The organism is Pseudomonas sp. Irchel 3E19, assembly GCF_900187585.1.
GTDB classification, from domain to species: Bacteria; Pseudomonadota; Gammaproteobacteria; order Pseudomonadales; family Pseudomonadaceae; genus Aquipseudomonas; species Aquipseudomonas baetica.
On record NZ_FYDT01000008.1, the window covers coordinates 1 to 17,374 of the forward strand.

15 protein-coding genes are annotated in these 17,374 nt (G+C 59.6%); 11 read left to right on the forward strand and 4 right to left on the reverse strand.

Features of this window, described 5'->3' with window-relative positions:
* Positions 1 to 410 precede the first annotated feature (410 nt).
* Together CKW18_RS07120 and CKW18_RS07125 are read right to left on the reverse strand one after the other, a co-directional pair.
* Positions 411 to 1,904, reverse strand: coding sequence for a CoA-acylating methylmalonate-semialdehyde dehydrogenase (locus CKW18_RS07120; RefSeq protein ID WP_095188123.1), 1,494 nt, complete (start codon positions 1,902 to 1,904; stop codon positions 411 to 413).
* Between the two features lie 75 nt (positions 1,905 to 1,979).
* Positions 1,980 to 3,329 (reverse strand): aspartate aminotransferase family protein, encoded by a 1,350-nt coding sequence (locus CKW18_RS07125; RefSeq protein ID WP_095188125.1) that lies wholly within the window; start codon positions 3,327 to 3,329, stop codon positions 1,980 to 1,982.
* A gap of 138 nt (positions 3,330 to 3,467) precedes the next feature.
* Here CKW18_RS07125 and CKW18_RS07130 point away from each other — a divergent pair, with 138 nt between their 5' ends.
* The 7 genes from CKW18_RS07130 to CKW18_RS07160 all read left to right on the forward strand — a co-directional run bounded on the left by CKW18_RS07130 (position 3,468) and on the right by CKW18_RS07160 (position 11,481).
* Positions 3,468 to 4,388 carry a LysR family transcriptional regulator gene (locus CKW18_RS07130; protein WP_095188127.1) on the forward strand — a complete coding sequence of 307 codons (921 nt, stop codon included), beginning with the start codon at positions 3,468 to 3,470 and terminating at the stop codon, positions 4,386 to 4,388.
* A gap of 164 nt (positions 4,389 to 4,552) precedes the next feature.
* A complete protein-coding gene (locus tag CKW18_RS07135; protein ID WP_095188129.1) occupies positions 4,553 to 5,941 on the forward strand; it encodes a uracil-xanthine permease family protein in 1,389 nt (462 codons plus the stop codon).
* An 88-nt stretch (positions 5,942 to 6,029) separates the two neighbouring features.
* On the forward strand, positions 6,030 to 6,680 hold the full coding sequence (locus CKW18_RS07140) for a TetR/AcrR family transcriptional regulator (RefSeq protein ID WP_095188131.1): 651 nt from the start codon (positions 6,030 to 6,032) through the stop codon (positions 6,678 to 6,680).
* Between the two features lie 7 nt (positions 6,681 to 6,687).
* Complete coding sequence (locus CKW18_RS07145) at positions 6,688 to 7,269, forward strand: YigZ family protein (protein WP_095188133.1); 582 nt, start codon at positions 6,688 to 6,690, stop codon at positions 7,267 to 7,269.
* Positions 7,270 to 7,887: 618 nt separating this feature from the next.
* On the forward strand, positions 7,888 to 9,435 hold the full coding sequence (locus tag CKW18_RS07150) for an ABC transporter ATP-binding protein (protein ID WP_095188135.1): 1,548 nt from the start codon (positions 7,888 to 7,890) through the stop codon (positions 9,433 to 9,435).
* Positions 9,436 to 9,448: 13 nt separating this feature from the next.
* Positions 9,449 to 10,555 (forward strand): ABC transporter permease, encoded by a 1,107-nt coding sequence (locus tag CKW18_RS07155; protein WP_095188137.1) that lies wholly within the window; start codon positions 9,449 to 9,451, stop codon positions 10,553 to 10,555.
* Positions 10,555 to 11,481, forward strand: a complete 927-nt coding sequence (locus CKW18_RS07160) for an ABC transporter permease (RefSeq protein ID WP_003221385.1) — start codon at positions 10,555 to 10,557, stop codon at positions 11,479 to 11,481. Before CKW18_RS07155 ends, CKW18_RS07160 begins: the two co-directional genes overlap by 1 nt.
* Here the strand turns inward: CKW18_RS07160 and CKW18_RS07165 are convergent.
* Positions 11,478 to 11,948, reverse strand: coding sequence for a hypothetical protein (locus tag CKW18_RS07165; protein WP_095188139.1), 471 nt, complete (start codon positions 11,946 to 11,948; stop codon positions 11,478 to 11,480). The two genes, CKW18_RS07160 and CKW18_RS07165, sit on opposite strands and share 4 nt — an antisense overlap.
* A gap of 83 nt (positions 11,949 to 12,031) precedes the next feature.
* On the opposite strand from CKW18_RS07165, the gene CKW18_RS07170 reads away from it, so the two are divergent.
* The 3 genes from CKW18_RS07170 to CKW18_RS07180 all read left to right on the forward strand — a co-directional run bounded on the left by CKW18_RS07170 (position 12,032) and on the right by CKW18_RS07180 (position 14,709).
* Positions 12,032 to 12,388, forward strand: coding sequence for a MerR family transcriptional regulator (locus CKW18_RS07170; protein ID WP_095188141.1), 357 nt, complete (start codon positions 12,032 to 12,034; stop codon positions 12,386 to 12,388).
* An 18-nt stretch (positions 12,389 to 12,406) separates the two neighbouring features.
* Positions 12,407 to 13,093, forward strand: coding sequence for an SDR family oxidoreductase (locus CKW18_RS07175; protein WP_095188143.1), 687 nt, complete (start codon positions 12,407 to 12,409; stop codon positions 13,091 to 13,093).
* Positions 13,094 to 13,350: 257 nt separating this feature from the next.
* Complete coding sequence (locus CKW18_RS07180; protein ID WP_095188144.1) at positions 13,351 to 14,709, forward strand: 8-oxoguanine deaminase; 1,359 nt, start codon at positions 13,351 to 13,353, stop codon at positions 14,707 to 14,709.
* A 126-nt stretch (positions 14,710 to 14,835) separates the two neighbouring features.
* Here CKW18_RS07180 and CKW18_RS07185 read toward each other — a convergent pair whose 3' ends face one another.
* Entirely contained in the window at positions 14,836 to 15,927 is a 1,092-nt protein-coding gene (locus CKW18_RS07185) for a calcium:proton antiporter (RefSeq protein ID WP_095188146.1), read from the reverse strand.
* Between the two features lie 287 nt (positions 15,928 to 16,214).
* On the opposite strand from CKW18_RS07185, the gene CKW18_RS07190 reads away from it, so the two are divergent.
* Positions 16,215 to 17,288: a BMP family ABC transporter substrate-binding protein gene (locus CKW18_RS07190; protein ID WP_095188148.1), complete on the forward strand. Its 1,074-nt coding sequence runs from the start codon at positions 16,215 to 16,217 to the stop codon at positions 17,286 to 17,288.
* Positions 17,289 to 17,374 lie beyond the last annotated feature (86 nt).

Genomic DNA, 17,374 nt, shown 5'->3' on the forward strand with positions numbered 1-17,374 from the left:
TGTCAAGTGATTATTTTCAGAAGTTTTCGAAGAATTCTTCAACAACTTCAACCACTTGCGCTTCCGATCTCTCGTTAGCGGGAGGCGAATTCTACAGCGTTACACGCTGCTGTCAACACCTCTTTTTCTCCGCTTTCGACCGAGAAGATCGAACCGTTAAAAGAGCCAAACGTCACCGCTCTTCCAACTCCTTCCAGGCTTCGATGAACTGAAGCAACCCGCTATCGAAAACCGTATAACTCATTGAATCTCAAGGAGTTTTCCGTTTCGACTGCGCCGGAAGTGGGGCGAATTATAGACGTCTGGAATTCGCCGTCAACCACTATTTTCATAATTCTGTCATATCGGTCAAAAAAACCCGAAAACACGAAGGCCGACCTCTAGAGGTCGGCCTTCTTCATCCCTTCTACTTACAAGCTAGGGAACGCGAATTGCGACGCCTCATGGCTTGCACGCTGCGGCCAGCGCTGAGTGATCGCCTTGCGACGGGTGTAGAAGCGCACACCATCCGGACCATAGGCATGCAGATCGCCGAACAGCGAACGCTTCCAGCCGCCGAAACTGTGATAAGCCACAGGTACCGGCAGCGGCACGTTGACGCCAACCATGCCGACTTCGATCTCGTCACAGAACAGACGCGCCGCTTCACCGTCGCGGGTAAAGATGCAGGTGCCGTTGCCGTATTCGTGATCGTTGATGAGCTTCATCGCCTCTTCCAGGCTGTTGACGCGAACAACACACAGCACCGGCCCGAAGATCTCTTCTTTATAGATGCGCATCTCGTGGGTGACATTGTCGAACAGGCAGCCGCCGAGGAAGAAGCCTTCTTCATGCCCCGCCACGCTCAAGCCGCGACCATCGACCACCAGAGTCGCGCCCGCCGCTACGCCGTCATCAACATAACCGCTGACCTTGTCGCGCGCCTGACCGGTCACCAGCGGCCCCATATCCAGGCCGCACGAAGTGCCAGCACCGATTTTCAGCGCTTTGATCTGTGGAACCAGTTTGGCCACCAACGCATCAGCCACCTGGTCACCCACGCACACGGCAACCGAGATCGCCATGCAACGCTCGCCGCAGGAACCGTAAGCCGCGCCCATCAGTGCGCTGACCGCGTTATCCAGATCCGCGTCCGGCATCAGCACCGCGTGGTTCTTCGCGCCGCCCAGTGCCTGAACGCGTTTACCGCGCTTGGTGCCTTCGGCGTAGATGTATTCGGCAATCGGTGTCGAACCGACGAAGCTCAGTGCTTTGACTTCCGGTGCTTCGATCAGCGCGTCGACTGCAGTCTTGTCGCCATGCACCACGTTCATCACGCCTTTCGGCAGTCCGGCCTCCAGCAACAGTTGAGCAATCAGCAGCGTCGAACTCGGATCACGCTCGGAAGGCTTGAGGATGAAGCAGTTGCCGCAGACGATCGCCAGTGGGTACATCCACAGCGGCACCATGGCCGGGAAGTTGAATGGAGTGATACCAGCCACCACGCCCAGCGGCTGGAAGTCCGACCATGCATCGATGTTCGGGCCGACGTTACGGCTGTACTCGCCCTTGAGGATTTCTGGAGCTGCGCAGGCGAACTCGACGTTCTCAATACCGCGCTTCAGTTCACCGGCGGCGTCTTCCAGAGTCTTGCCGTGTTCTTCGCTGATCAATTGCGAGATGCGTGCCTCGTTCTGCTCCAGCAGTTGCTTGAAGCGGAACATCACTTGGGCACGTTTGGCCGGTGGTGTGTTGCGCCACGCCGGGAATGCGGCCTTGGCGGCATCGATGGCTTTTTGAATGGTCGCCTGGCTGGCCAGTGGCAGCTTGTGGATCGCCTGACCGGTAGACGGGTTGAACACATCGACCGCACGACCGTTCTCGGTCACCAGTTCGCCATTGATCAAATGCGGGATAACGCTCATCGAAAACTCCTGAATTCTTGTCCACGGATGCCCACGAGGGGCACCCGTAGTTTGTAGGTATATATAGAAGGAAAATCAGTCGAGCTTGTTCAGCACTTCGCCGACCGCGTCGAACAGACGATCAAGGTCTTGCGGCTTGCTGTTGAAGGTTGGGCCGAACTGCAGGGTGTCGCCGCCGAAGCGCACGTAGAACCCGGCTTTCCACAGCGCCATACCCGCTTCGAACGGACGCACGATGGCGTCGCCGTCACGATGGGCAATCTGGATCGCACCGGCCAGGCCGTAGTTACGGATGTCGATGACGTTCTTCGAACCTTTCAGGCCATGCAGCGCATTTTCGAAATGCGGTGCGACTTCGGCCACGCTCTGCACCAGGTTTTCCTTTTGCAGCAGGTCGAGTGCGGTCAAGCCAGCGGCGCAAGCCACCGGGTGCGCCGAATAGGTGTAACCATGGGGGAATTCCACAGCGTATTCCGGCGTCGGCTGGTTCATGAAGGTCTGGTAGATCTCGGAGCTGGCAATGACTGCGCCCATCGGGATCGCGCCGTTGGTGATTTGCTTGGCGATGCACATCAGATCCGGGGTGACGCCAAAGCTGTCGGCGCCGAACATCGAGCCGGTGCGACCGAAACCGGTGATCACTTCGTCGAACACCAGCAGGATGTTGTGCTGATCGCAGATTTCACGCAGACGCTTCAGGTAACCCTGCGGCGGCACCAACACGCCAGCGGAACCGGCCATGGGTTCAACGAACACGGCGGCGATATTCGACGCATCGTGCAATTCGATCAGCTTCAGCAGCTCATCGGCCAGGGCAATACCGCCCTGCTCCGGCATGCCACGGGAGAACGCATTGCTCGCCAGCAACGTGTGCGGCAGGTGATCGACGTCCATCATCGCCTGACCGAACATTTTGCGGTTGCCGTTGACGCCACCGAGGCTGGTGCCGGCGATGTTCACGCCGTGGTAGCCACGGGCACGGCCGATCATTTTGGTTTTGGTCGCCTGACCCTTCAGGCGCCAGTAGGCACGAACCATTTTCACCGCGGTATCGGCGCACTCGGAGCCAGAGTCGGTGAAGAACACGTGGTTCAGATTGCCCGGGGTCAGGTCGGTGATTTTCTCGGCCAACTGGAACGACAGCGGATGGCCGTACTGGAAGGCCGGCGAATAATCGAGGGTGCCCAACTGTTTGGAGACGGCTTCCTGGATTTCCTTGCGGGTATGCCCGGCGCCACAGGTCCACAGACCGGACAGCGAATCGTAGATCTTGCGGCCCTTGTCATCGAACAGCCAGCTGCCTTCGGCCCCGACGATCAGACGCGGATCGCGCTGGAAGTTGCGGTTGGCGGTGTACGGCATCCAGTGCGCGTCCAGCTTCAGTTGGCTGGCCAGTGGCGACGGCGCGTGTTCAGGCATGTTCATCGGGCAAAACCTCGCAGGGCATAAGCGTCAGGGAGATAGAAAGCGTTGTTGCAGCTAAATTGCCACGGCGATAAAGTCGGTGAAATCCAACTCTTCTAACCTTCAGTTAGATCATCACTAAACTTTGAGCATTCACACATGAGCAGCCGCCGCCCCGATCCGCTGGCCCAGGTCAGTGACTTTGATATTCGCCTGCTGCGAATCTTTCGTAGCGTGGTCGAAAGTGGCGGCTTTTCGGCGGCGGAGACCGTGCTCGGTATCGGGCGCTCGGCGATCAGCCAGCAAATGAGCGATCTGGAACAGCGCCTCGGCTTGCGTTTATGCCAACGCGGGCGCGCCGGATTCTCGCTGACGGAAGAAGGTCGCGAGGTCTATCAATCCGCCCTGCAACTGTTAAGTGCGCTGGAAAGTTTCCGCACCGAGGTCAACGGCCTGCACCAGCACCTGCGCGGCGAACTGATCATCGGCCTGACTGATAACCTCGTTACCCTGCCCCACATGCGCATCACCCACGCCCTCGCCCAATTGAAGGAACGCGGGCCGGACGTGCAGATCCAGATCCGCATGATCGCGCCCAATGAAGTCGAACAAGGCGTGCTCGACGGTCGGCTGCATGTTGGCGTGGTGCCGCAGGCCAGTGCGCTGTCCGGCCTGGAATACCAGCCGCTGTACAGCGAGCGCTCGCTGCTCTATTGCGCGGTTGGGCATCCGCTGTTTTATGTCGATGACAAGCAACTCGACGACGAGCGTCTGAACAGTCAGGACGCGATTGCGCCGACGTTCCGTTTGCCAGCGGAGATCCAGGCGCATTACCAGGCCCTCAATTGCACCGCCAGTGCCTCCGACCGCGAAGGCATGGCGTTTCTGATTCTGACCGGGCGCTATATCGGTTATCTGCCGGATCACTACGCCAGCCTTTGGGTACAACAGGGCCGCTTGCGCGCACTCAAGGCGCAGATGCGTTTTTACGACCTGAGCCTCGCATCGGTCACGCGCAAGGGCCGGCGCCCTCATTTGGTGCTGGAAAGCTTTCTTGAGAGTCTGGCGGCGACGCGTTGAAAAATAATTTGAGCGGCTGCGGACAGGAGGGCAACCCCCGAAGATCAAAGGGTCGCAGTCTGCGGCAGCTCCTACATTCGAGCTGATGCGCGACCTTAAAGCTGAGCAAGTGGACAGGTTTTTGCAGAGAGGGATTAACTTGATCCTTAACAGAAGCCAAATCCATGCAGCCAGATTCTGAATCGTCCAGCGACCTGATCTACGGCCTCAACGACCGCCCCAAACCGCCCGCCGCGATCCTCGCCGCCCTGCAACACGTGCTCGCCAGTTTCGTCGGCATCATTACCCCGCCGCTGGTGATCGGTTCGGCGCTCGGCTTGACCGCGCATTTGCCGTACCTGATCAGCATGGCGCTGATGGTGTCCGGTGTCGGCACGTTTATTCAGGCGCGGCGGCCGTTCGGCATTGGTGCCGGGATGATTTGTTTGCAAGGCACCAGTTTCGCCTTTCTCGGCGCGGTGCTGTCGGCGGGGTTTCTGGTCAAGCAGCGTGGCGGCAGCCCGGAAGACATTCTGGCGATGATCTTCGGTGTGTGCTTTTTCGGCGCGATCGTGCAGATCGTCCTCAGCCGCTTCATTGGTCAATTACGCCGAGTCGTTACACCACTGGTAACCGGGATCGTCATCACGCTGATCGGCATCAGCCTGATCAAGGTCGGCATCACTGATCTGGGCGGCGGCTTCAACGCGCCGGACTTCGGTGCGCCGGGCAATCTGGCGTTGGGCGTGTTCGTGCTGCTGACGATCATCCTGCTCAACCGCTCGAACACGCCGTGGGTGCGGCTGTCGGCGATCATCATCGGCCTGCTGCTCGGCAGTCTGGCAGCGTGGTTCAGTGGGAAACTGCTGCCACAGCCATTGCCTGACCTGCCGCTGGTGAGCCTTCCTACACCGTTCAAGTTCGGTTTCAGCTTCGACTGGACGGCTTTCCTGCCGGTCGCGCTGATTTATCTGATCAGCACCATCGAAACCGTCGGCGACCTCACCGCCAATTGCATGCTCGCCCGTCAACCGATCAGCGGCCCCTCTTATATAAGCCGCCTGCGCGGTGGCGTACTCGGTGACGGCGTGAGCTGCATGATCGCCGCCACCTTCAGCGCCTTCCCCAACACCACGTTCGCGCAGAACAACGGCGTGATCCAGTTGACTGGCGTGGCCAGCCGCTACGTCGGGTTGTATATCGGCACGATTCTGTTTTGTCTCGGTCTGTTTCCAATGATCGGCGCGGTGCTGCAGCAGATTCCGAAACCGGTACTGGGCGGAGCCACATTGGTGATGTTCGGTGCCGTCGCGGCGGCCGGTGTGCGCATCCTCGCGCAGTCGCCGCTGGATCGGCGCAGCATGTTGATCATCGCCACTTCGTTCGGCGTCGGCCTGGGCATTGCTGCGCAACCGAACCTGCTGCACTTGTTGCCGAAACTTGTGCAGAACCTGTTCGACTCGGCAATTACCAGCGGCGGGCTCACGGCGATCATCCTTTGCCTGCTTTTGCCGGAAGCAAAAACAGAAAAAACCGAGGCGCATGCAACGCTGAACAAGATCGAACAGGCATAACGATTTATCGTTTCGGGACTTGTCGGATGTCTGCGGGTGCGCTATCAACGCAACTGGTTGCACCCACAGACAAAACCCGGAAGTGCCTATGACCTTTGAAGTCCCCGCTCACGGCGGCAAGCCCGCCAGCCGCATTCGTCAAAAGAACGAAGAGACCATTCTCAAAGCCGCCGAAGACGAGTTCGCCCGTCACGGGTACAAAGGCACCAGCATGAACACCATCGCCCTGAATGCCGGGTTGCCCAAGGCGAACCTGCATTACTACTTCACCAACAAGCTTGGGTTGTACGTGGCGGTGCTGAGCAACATCATCGAGTTGTGGGACAGCACCTTCAACACCCTCACCGCCGAGGACGATCCGGCCGAAGCGCTGACCCGTTATATCCGCGCCAAGATGGAATTCTCCCGACGCCAGCCACAAGCCTCGCGCATCTTCGCGATGGAGGTGATCAGTGGCGGCGAATGCCTGACGGAATACTTCAATCAGGATTACCGCGCCTGGTTCACCGGTCGGGCCGCCGTGTTTCAGGCGTGGATCGATGCGGGCAAAATGGACCCGGTCGATCCGGTGCATCTGATTTTTCTGCTGTGGGGCAGCACTCAGCATTACGCCGACTTTGCCACGCAGATCTGCCGGGTCAGTGGTCGGACCAAGTTGACCAAACAAGACATGGAAGACGCCGGCAACAACCTGATCCGCATCATCCTCAAAGGCTGCGGCCTCACTCCTTCTATATAAGACGTCTATGCCTTTCACCCTCAGCGGGTTTTGCGAGTACCGCGAAGAGATTCGCAAAAGCCGCTTCATCACCTTCGCCGCGCCGATCAGCAGCCCCGCCGAGGCGCAGGCGTTCTTCGAACAGCACAGCGACTTGAACGCCTCGCACAACTGCTGGGCGTGGAAACTCGGCGATCAATACCGCAGCAATGACGACGGCGAGCCGGGCGGCACGGCCGGGCGACCGATTCTGGCGGCGATCGAGGCGCAGGATTGCGATCAGGTCGCGGTGCTGGTGATCCGCTGGTATGGCGGGATTCAACTGGGCACGGGCGGTTTGGCCCGGGCCTATGGCGGTGGCGCGAACAAGTGCCTGCAAACAGCGGCGAAGGTCGAGTTGATCAGCCGCGTGCCGCTAAGTTGCGCCTGCGGGTTTGCCGAGTTGGCGCTGGTGAAGTTGCGGGTTGCGGACTGGGGTGGATTGGTTGTCGAAGAAAACTTCACGGCAAACGGCGTTGAGTTGAAGTTGGCTGTGGGGGAAGCGCAGATCGAGGTCTTGCAAACGCAGTTAGCCGATTTGAGTCGTGGGCGGATTTTGCTTCAACGATAAAAGATCAAAAGATCAAAAGATCGCGGCCCGAGCGTTCCGCAGCTCCTACACTTGAACTGCGTTCCCCTGTAGGAGCTACCGAAGGCTGCGATCTTTTAGGGCATCACCCTTTTCCGTTATTCCCCGCACTTGCCCACATCTGCTGTGCACCCGACTGTGGATAACCTGAGTACATTCTGCTGTAACCCTTCTGTCACGTGGCTTTGCGAGTTTTGCTCACTTTTCGTTCAATCCCCCCGACGAACTGTAATTTTCAAAGAGAAACAATCAGTTAACGCGGTTTAGCACTATTAGAAGAAAGCATCCTGGTGCTTATGCCCGGGTTTACAGCTTGCGCACAATAACTGTGGAACAACCTGTGGATAACCCGTTCATGGCTGGCGCAGTCGCAGATTCTGCATAGGCCCCACGCGTTTGCTCGTTTTTTGATCAGTTGCCCAAGGGCAAAACTGGAGCCTGATCAACGGCCTTGCTCTCAATTGGTGCCGGTCAACAACACGATTGGGGTCGGGATGCTCTGTAACCGGTGCGCTGGCACAGCCGTTGCGAGAGTTCCTGACTCAATGGCCAGGAAATTGCTTTATCCACAGGCACAACTCCAAGCCAGTCGAGCCTGTCATGCCCATCGATCCGCCAACCCCGCGCCTGCACCTGCGCCAAATCAGCAAACGCTATCCCGGTTGCCTGGCCAACGACGCCATCGACCTGAACATCGCGCCGGGGGAAATCCACGCGCTGCTCGGTGAAAACGGCGCGGGCAAAAGTACGTTGATGAAGATCATCTACGGCGTCACCCAAGCCGATTCGGGCGAGATGCTCTGGCAAGGGCAGCGAGTGAATATCCGCAACCCGGCGCAGGCACGGCAGTTGGGGATCGGCATGGTGTTCCAGCATTTCTCGCTGTTCGAAACCCTCAGCGTGGCGCAGAACATTGCCCTGGCCATGGGGGCCAAGGCAGGCACGCCGAAACAGCTTGAACCGAAGATTCGCGAAGTCTCGCGTCGTTACGGCATGGCGCTGGAACCGGAACGACTTGTCCACAGCCTGTCGATTGGCGAACGGCAACGGGTGGAGATCATTCGCTGCCTGATGCAGGACATTCGCCTGTTGATCCTTGACGAACCGACCTCGGTGCTGACGCCGCAAGAGGCCGACGAACTGTTCATCACTTTGCGTCGGCTCGCCGCCGAGGGCTGCAGCATTCTGTTTATTAGCCACAAACTCGGTGAAGTGCGCGCGTTGTGCCACAGCGCCACGGTTTTGCGCGGTGGGCGTGTGGCCGGGCATTGTGTGCCGGCCGAATGCTCGGATCAACAACTGGCGCAATTGATGGTCGGCGAAGCGGCGGCGTTGATCGGTGACTATCCAAAGGTCAGCGGCGGCGCGGCGTTTTTGCAGGTCCGTGGTTTGAGCTGGCATAACCCCGATCCATTCGGCTGCTCACTGAGCGACATCGATTTGCAGGTGCGTAGCGGTGAAATCGTCGGCATCGCCGGGGTCGCGGGCAATGGTCAGGATGAGTTGCTCGCCCTGCTCAGCGGCGAACAAACCCTGCCGCGCGCCGAGGCGGCGACGATTCGCTTCGGTGAACAATCTGTCGCTGATTTGCGCCCTGATGCAAGGCGCAAACTCGGTCTGGCATTCGTCCCCGCTGAACGCCTCGGCCATGGCGCGGTGCCGGAGTTGAGTCTGGCGGACAACGCCCTGCTCACGGCCTTCCAACAAGGATTGGTCAGTAACGGGCTGATCCAGCGCGGCAAGGTCGAAGCCCTCGCGCAACAAATCATTCAACGCTTCGGCGTGAAAACCCCGGACACGCAAACCGCCGCGCGCAGTCTGTCCGGCGGCAATTTGCAGAAATTCATCCTCGGCCGGGAAATCCTCCAGCAACCGAAACTACTGATCGCCGCGCATCCGACCTGGGGCGTGGACGTCGGTGCTGCCGCCACCATCCACCGCGCGTTGATCGCGTTACGCGATGCCGGCGCGGCGATTCTGGTGATATCCGAAGACCTCGACGAACTGTTCCAGATCAGCGATCGCCTCGGCGCGTTGTGCGGCGGGAAGCTGTCCGCGTTGCACAACACGGCGGACACCCTGCTGAGCGATGTCGGCGGCTGGATGGCCGGCCAGTTCGATGCCCCTCAACAACACGCCACGGTTTAACGGAGTTTTCAACATGCTGCTTTCCCTCGAACCCCGTGGCCAGCAATCGCGCCTGATGCTCTGGTGCTCGCCGTTACTGGCGGCGGCGCTGACCCTCGGTTGCGGCTCACTACTGTTTATCGCCCTCGGCCATGATCCGCTGCAAACCTTGCACACCTTGCTGATCGCGCCGGTCAGTGACTTGTATGGCGTGTCTGAGTTACTGGTCAAAGCCCTGCCGATTCTGCTCTGCGCGCTGGGGCTGGCAGTGGCGTATCAGGCGCGGATCTGGAACATCGGCGCCGAAGGTCAATTGCTGCTCGGCGCATTGGCCGGCAGTGCCTTGGCGGTGAATATCATCGACATGCAAAGCCGTTGGGCACTGGTGCTGATTCTGCTCACCGGTACCCTGGCCGGCGCCGCGTGGGCCGGGTTGACGGCGTGGTTGCGCACGCGCTTCAACGCCAACGAAATCCTCACCAGCATCATGCTCAATTACATCGCGCTGAACCTGCTGTTGTTCTGCGTGCACGGACCGTTGAAGGACCCGGCGGGGTTCAACTTTCCCGAGTCGGCGATGTTTGGCGACGCCAGCCGTTTGCCGCTGTTACTGGAGGATGGCCGCGTGCATGCCGGGGTGTATTTCGCCCTGCTCGCACTGGTTGCGGTGTGGGTGTTGCTGCACAAAAGCTTTGTCGGGTTCCAGATCAAAGTGCTCGGGCTGGACAAGCGTGCGGCGGGGTTTGTCGGCTTTCGCGAGAAGCGTTTAATCTGGCTGGCGCTGTTGATCAGCGGTGGTTTGGCGGGGCTCGCCGGAGTCTGCGAAGTCACCGGGCCGATCGGTCAATTGGTGCCACAGGTTTCGCCGGGGTATGGCTATGCGGCAATTACCGTGGCGTTTCTCGGGCGGCTCAATCCGATCGGGATTCTGTTCTCCAGTCTGTTGATGGCACTGCTGTACATCGGTGGCGAGAGCGCGCAAATGAGCCTGAATCTGCCGCAAGCGATTACCCAACTGTTCCAGGGAATGATGCTGTTTTTCCTGCTGGCCTGTGACGTGCTGATTCTCTATCGGCCACGGCTGAAACTGCGCTGGACACGGCGCGCCTCGACCACCGTCGTAACCGCCGGAGCGCTGTGATGGATATCGATCTGCTGAGCAATATTTTTTACGCCATGGTGCGCTGCGGTACGCCGCTGTTGTTGGTGGCGCTGGGTGAACTGATCTGCGAGAAGAGCGGCGTGCTCAACCTCGGGCAGGAAGGGATGATGCTGTTCGGCGCGGTGATCGGTTTTATCGTCGCACTGAACAGCGGCAACCTGTGGCTCGGCGTGCTGCTGGCAATGCTCGCGGGGATGCTGTTGTCGTCGCTGTTTGCCTTGGTGGCGCTGGTGTTCAACGCCAATCAGGTGGCGACCGGTCTGGCGCTGACGATTTTTGGCGTGGGGTTGTCGACGTTTGTTGGCGCCGCGTGGGTGGGTAAACCACTGGCGGGTTTTGAGCCATTGGCGATTCCGTATTTGAGTGAAATCCCGCTGATCGGGCGGATGCTGTTTGCCCAGGATCTGCTGGTTTATCTGTCGTTCGCGCTGTTTGCGCTGGTGGCGTGGGTGATCATCAAAAGCCGTGTTGGGTTGATCATTCAGGCGGTCGGTGAAAACCCCGATGCGGCCAGTGCGATGGGTTTGCCGGTGTTGACCGTGCGCACGCTGGCGGTGCTGTTTGGCGGGGCGATGGCGGGATTGGCCGGGGCTTATCTGTCGTTGGCGTACACGCCGATGTGGGCCGAGAACATGACCGCCGGGCGCGGCTGGATTGCGCTGGCGCTGGTGGTGTTTGCCAGTTGGCGCGTGTGGCGGTTGTTGCTTGGGGCGTATCTGTTCGGGCTCGCCAGCATCCTGCATCTAGTGGCGCAGGGATTGGGGCTGGCGATTCCGTCGAGTTTGCTGGCGATGCTGCCGTATGTGGCGACGATTGTGGTGCTGGTGTTGTTGTCGCGCGATGCGGTGAGGACACGGTTGTATGCACCGGTGTCGCTGGGGCAGCCGTGGCAGGCAGGGCATTAATTGTTTTCTGAGCGGGCCTCTTCGCGAGCAGGCTCGCTCCCACAGTAAACCGCATTCCCCTGTGGGAGCGAGCCTGCTCGCGAAAGCGTCCTGACAGGCAGCACCTGAGCAATGCCCCACGCCAGTTCGAAGACCAGAAAAACAATCAAAATCGAACTGGCGCCCTGCAGCAAGGCATAGCCCTGCCAAACCGCAAACAGAAACCGCGCCACCGCGTCATACCGTCCATAAACCCGCTGCGGATCACGAATCCGCAGCACCGCCCACACACAAACCACCGAACCCAACAGATTCGCCATCAACATATGCACAGGTTGGAATGCCGGCAGTTCGCCGGGAACATCCAGCGCGGTTAACAGCCCATGTACAACAGCAAAACTCCACGGCGTGGCAAACGCCGCCGTGACGATCAAGTCATACCAGGCACTGCCGCGCACCACGTTGCGATATTGCGTTGAAGTCCACATCGACCTTGCTCCAGAAATTTGAGGAGCAACCACGGTAAAGCCTGGAGTATGCTCCAGGGTCAAGCCCTATTGAGAGCAGCACCATGCGCATCGGTGAATTAGCCGTGGCCAGCGCCGTCAGCCGTGACACGTTGCGGTTCTACGAGCAGCGCGGATTGATCGCGGCGCAACGCAGTGCCAATGGTTATCGCGACTATCCGCCGGAGATGGTGCAACTGGTGCTCTATATCAAGACTGCGCAACGGCTGGGCTTTACCCTCGGCGAAATCGGCAACAGCGTGGCCGCGTTGTGGAACGCGCCTGATCCGGAAAACGCCGTGGCGCAACTGTTGCGCGACAAACTGCAACTGATCGAAACCCGCATGAGTGAACTGGATGCACTAAGGCATGAGTTGCAACTCCGGCTCGGCCAGGCGTGTCCATTGAATCCTGAACGTTAACTTTTCAAGGAACCCATCATGTCCCAGGCAAAAAACGCACTGATCATCGGCGCCTCCCGTGGCTTGGGCCTCGGGCTGGTGAAAACCCTGCTGGCCGATGGCTGGCAAGTGACGGCCACCGTGCGCAATCCTTCGAACGCCACAGCGCTGCAGGCGTTGGGCAAGGTGCGCATCGAGAAACTCGACATGGACGATCAGCAAGCGGTGATCGCCTTGAGTCAGCAACTCAAGGGTGAAACCTTCGATTTGCTGTTCGTCAACGCCGGGGTCAAAGGCCCGGATGTGCAAACCCCGGGCGGCGCGACGCTGGCCGAAGTCGGCCAATTGTTTTTTACCAACGCCGTGGCACCGATCAACCTGGCCCAGCGTTTCGTCGGCCAGATCCGCGATGGCAGCGGTGTGCTGGCGTTCATGAGTTCGGTGCTCGGTAGCGTGACCATGCCGGATGCACCAGAACTGGCGCTCTATAAAGCGAGCAAGGCTGCGCTGAACTCGATGACCAACAGCTTCGTGACGCAATTGGGCGAGCAGAAACTCACGGTGCTGTCGCTGCATCCGGGTTGGGTGAAGACCGACATGGGCGGCGATGGTGCCGACATCGATGTCGATACCAGCACCCGCGGGTTGGTTGATCAGGTGAATGCATATACCGGCAAGGGCGGGCATCATTTTGTGAATTACAAGGGTGAAACCATTCCCTGGTAAACCCTGAAGATCCCAATGTGGGAGCGAGCCTGCTCGCGAATACCGTGTGTCAGGCAACTCAAGTATCGACTGATATGACGCCTTCGCGAGCAGGCTCGCTCCCACAGGGGATGCTGGTGTCCGGTCGGGTGGGGGTTGCCCATAAAGCGGTTTTGTTTGAAACTCCGCACCTCGTCCTTCGCGGCGACCCTGGATCAGCAGACAGGGCAACACTGAGCTGGCAACCCTGAACCCCATTTTCAGAGGAGCCGGCCACAATGCCTGCCATCCGTACCTGGTTAAAAAACCCCCTCGCCATTTTTACGGCCAACGCGCTCGATGCCCGTGGCGGTCTGGTGCTGCAAGACGGTGTGATCGTCGAAGTCCTCGCTGCCGGTCAGCAACCGTCGGCGCCGTGCAATGAAGTGTTCGATGCCCGCGAGCATGTGATCCTGCCAGGCCTGATCAACACCCATCACCACTTTTACCAAACCCTGACTCGCGCCTGGGCGCCAGTGGTCAATCAGCCGTTGTTCCCGTGGCTGAAAACCCTGTACCCGGTGTGGGCGCGCCTGACCCCGGAAAAACTCGCCCTCGCGACCAAAGTGGCTTTGGCTGAATTGCTGCTGTCGGGTTGCACCACCGCCGCCGACCACCACTACCTGTTCCCGGACGGTCTGGAAAACGCCATCGACGTGCAAGTCGACACCGTGCGTGAACTGGGCATGCGCGCCATGCTCACCCGTGGTTCGATGAGCCTCGGCGAGAAGGACGGCGGCCTGCCGCCGCAACAGACCGTGCAGGAAGGTCAGGTGATTCTCGACGACAGTCAGCGCCTGATTCACGAGTACCACGAGCGTGGCGACGGCGCGCAGATCCAGATCGCTCTGGCGCCGTGCTCACCGTTCTCGGTGACCCCGGAAATCATGTCGGCCAGCGCCGAACTGGCGAACAAGCTCGACGTGCGCCTGCACACGCACTTGGCTGAAACCCTCGATGAAGAAGACTTCTGCCTGCAACGTTTCGGCCTGCGCACCGTCGACTATCTGGACAGCGTCGGCTGGCTTGGCCCGCGCACCTGGCTGGCCCACGGCATCCACTTCAACCCGGACGAAATCGCCCGCCTCGGCCAGGCCGGCACCGGTATCTGCCACTGCCCGAGTTCGAACATGCGTCTGGCCTCCGGCATTTGCCCGAGTATCGATCTGACCGACGCTGGCGCGCTGTTTGGTCTGGGCGTCGACGGTTCGGCGTCCAACGATGCGTCGAACATGATTCTGGAAGCGCGTCAGGCGTTGTACATCCAGCGCCTGCGCTATGGCGCCGAGAAGATCACCCCGGAGCGCGTTTTGGGCTGGGCCACCAAGGGTTCGGCGAGCCTGTTGGGTCGCACTGACATCGGCGAACTGGCGGTGGGCAAGCAGGCGGACCTGGCGTTGTTCAAGCTTGATGAACTGCGTTTCTCGGGTAGCCATGATCCGATTTCGGCGCTGCTGTTGTGCGGTGCGGATCGGGCGGATCGGGTGATGATTGGCGGCAAGTGGCGTGTGGTGGATGGTCAGGTCGAAGGGCTGGATCTCAAAGACCTGATCGCCGATCACAGCCAGGCGGCGCGTCAGTTGATCGCTGGTACCTGATACAACACCATTAAACACTGTGGGAGCGGGCTTGCTCGCGAAAGCGTCGTGTCAGTCGGTATTGAACTGCCTGACACACTGCCTTCGCGAGCAAGCCCGCTCCCACATTTTGTTTTTGCGGTGTTCTTAGAGGCCGAGCAGGGACAGCATGATAAACGTCGCAAACAACACAAAGTGCGTCATGCCCTCGATGGCATTGGTCTCACCGTCATTGAGGTTGATCGCGCTGACGATCAGCGTCAGGAAAATCATCACCGTCTGCACCGGCGTCATCGCCATCTGAAACGGCTGGCCGGTATACAGCGCCATCGCCTCCATCACCGGCACGGTGAGGATCACCGTCGACAGTGACGCGCCCATCGCGATGTTGACCACCGACTGCATGCGATTGGCCAGTGCCGCGCGCAAGGCTGTGAGAATCTCCGGCGCCGCCGAAATGGCCGCCACCAGAATCGCCGTGATCACCGGCGGTGCGCCCGTACCTTCCAGGCCCAGATCGAGGGTCTTGGACATCACCTCGGCCAGTGCGCCGATCACCACCACACCTGCGACCAGAATACCGATCGACAGCGCCAGGCTGAGCGGTTTCGGTTCCTGTTCCGCCGGCTCTTTCTTGCGGCGTTTGTCCGGGTAGCTGTAACTGAAAAAGTAGCTGTGCGGGCCGACCTGCATGCGCAGGAACAAGGCATACAGCACCACCATCGCGCCGATGGTGAACGCCGAATAAATCTTCCAGTTGGCCTCGGGAATGAACTCCGGCACCACCATCGACACGCCCATGGCGGTGAGGATCATCACGCTGTAACTGCGCGCCGAATCGTCGTTGTAGGACTGCTCGCCATGCTTGATCCCGCCCATCAGCGCGGCGAGGCCGAGGATGCCGTTGATGTCGAGCATCACCGCCGAATAGATCGTGTCGCGCACCAAAGTGGCCGAGGCTTCGTTGCTCATCATGATCGCCAGGATCACCACTTCCACCAGCACCGCGGCCAGCGTGAGGATCATCGTGCCGTAGGGGTCGCCAACTTTTTCCGCCAGCAGTTCAGCTTGATGGGCGACACGCATCGAGGCGGCGACGATGAAAGCGATCAGCACCAGGCCGCAGATCAGCGCGACGATCTGGCCGCTGTGCAGCATCCAGTGTTCCAGTGGATAGGCGACAAGTGCGGCGAGCAGGGCCAGCACCAGAAAGCTTTCTTGCTTGAGGATTGAGAGCATGGCGGGCCTTTTTGCCAAGAGAGTCGAATGAGCTACTAACTGCGGGGCGGCGCTAACGTTTCGTTACACATTAGCGCACCAGCCGATGGCAGCTGGTTTCATCCATGCACTTTTATCGTTCCTGCCGGCCTCTTCGCGAGCAAGCCCGCTCCCACATTGAGATGCATTCCCCTGTGGGAGCGAGCCTGCTCGCGAAGGCCGTTATGCGGTTTCGAGACGTTTGTTGTCCTGTTGGTCAGCAATTTGCATTGGCCCTGACCACACACAACAAAATGGAGCTCCAATTCATGCAAATACGTCCGCTGCACAAACTGCTGTGCGCCGCCATCGGTCTGGGGATCAGCCTGAGCGCCAGCGCTGCCGATCCGCTGAAGGTCGGTTTCGTCTACATCGGCCCGATCGGCGACCACGGCTGGACGTATCAGCATGAACAGGGGCGCAAGGCGCTGGCGGAGAAGCTCGGCTCACAGATCACCACCAACTACGTGGAAAACGTCGCCGAAGGCGCCGATGCCGAGCGGGTGATCCGCAACATGGCCAAGGACAAGTACGACCTGATCTTCACCACGTCCTTCGGCTACATGAACCCGACGCTGAAAGTTGCCAAGCAATTTCCCAAAGTGACCTTCGAACACGCCACCGGTTACAAGCAGGACAAGAACCTCGGCACCTATCTGGCGCGCACTTACGAGGGCCGCTACGTCGGTGGTTTCCTCGCGGCGAAGATGACCAAGACCAAGAAGATCGGCTATGTCGCCTCGTTCCCGATTCCGGAAGTGATCCGCGACATCAACGCCATCCAACTGGCCCTGAACAAGTACAACCCCGGCACCGAGATCAAAGTGGTGTGGGTCAACTCGTGGTTCGACCCGGGCAAGGAAGCCGATGCGGCCAACGCGCTGATCGATCAGGGCGTCGACGTGGTGTTCCAGCACACCGACAGCCCGGCGCCGATTCAAGCGGCCGAACGCCGTGGCGTGTATGCGGTGGGGTATGCCTCGGACATGGCGCACTTCGGGCCGAAAGCGGTGCTGACTTCGATCGTCAATGATTGGGCCCCGCACTATATTCAGGCGACGCAAAGCGTCATCGACCACACCTGGAAGTCGCAGGATTACTGGGGCGGGCTGAAGGAAGGCACGGTTGAACTGCCGATCAGCGATCTGGTGCCGGCGCCGGTGAAAGCCGAGGCCGAACAGATCATTGCCGACATCAAGAGTGGCGCGTTGCAGCCGTTTACCGGGCCGATCAAGGATCAGGCCGGCGTGGAGAAAATCCCGGCAGGTGTGAGTGCAACGAATGCGGAACTGGCGTCGATGAACTATTACGTGGAAGGCATGAAGGCTGAGATGCCGAAGTAAATATTTACTAATCACACAAAACCCCTGTGGGAGCGGGCTTGCTCGCGAAAGCGGTGTATCAGGCAACTCATGTTTCAACTGATACG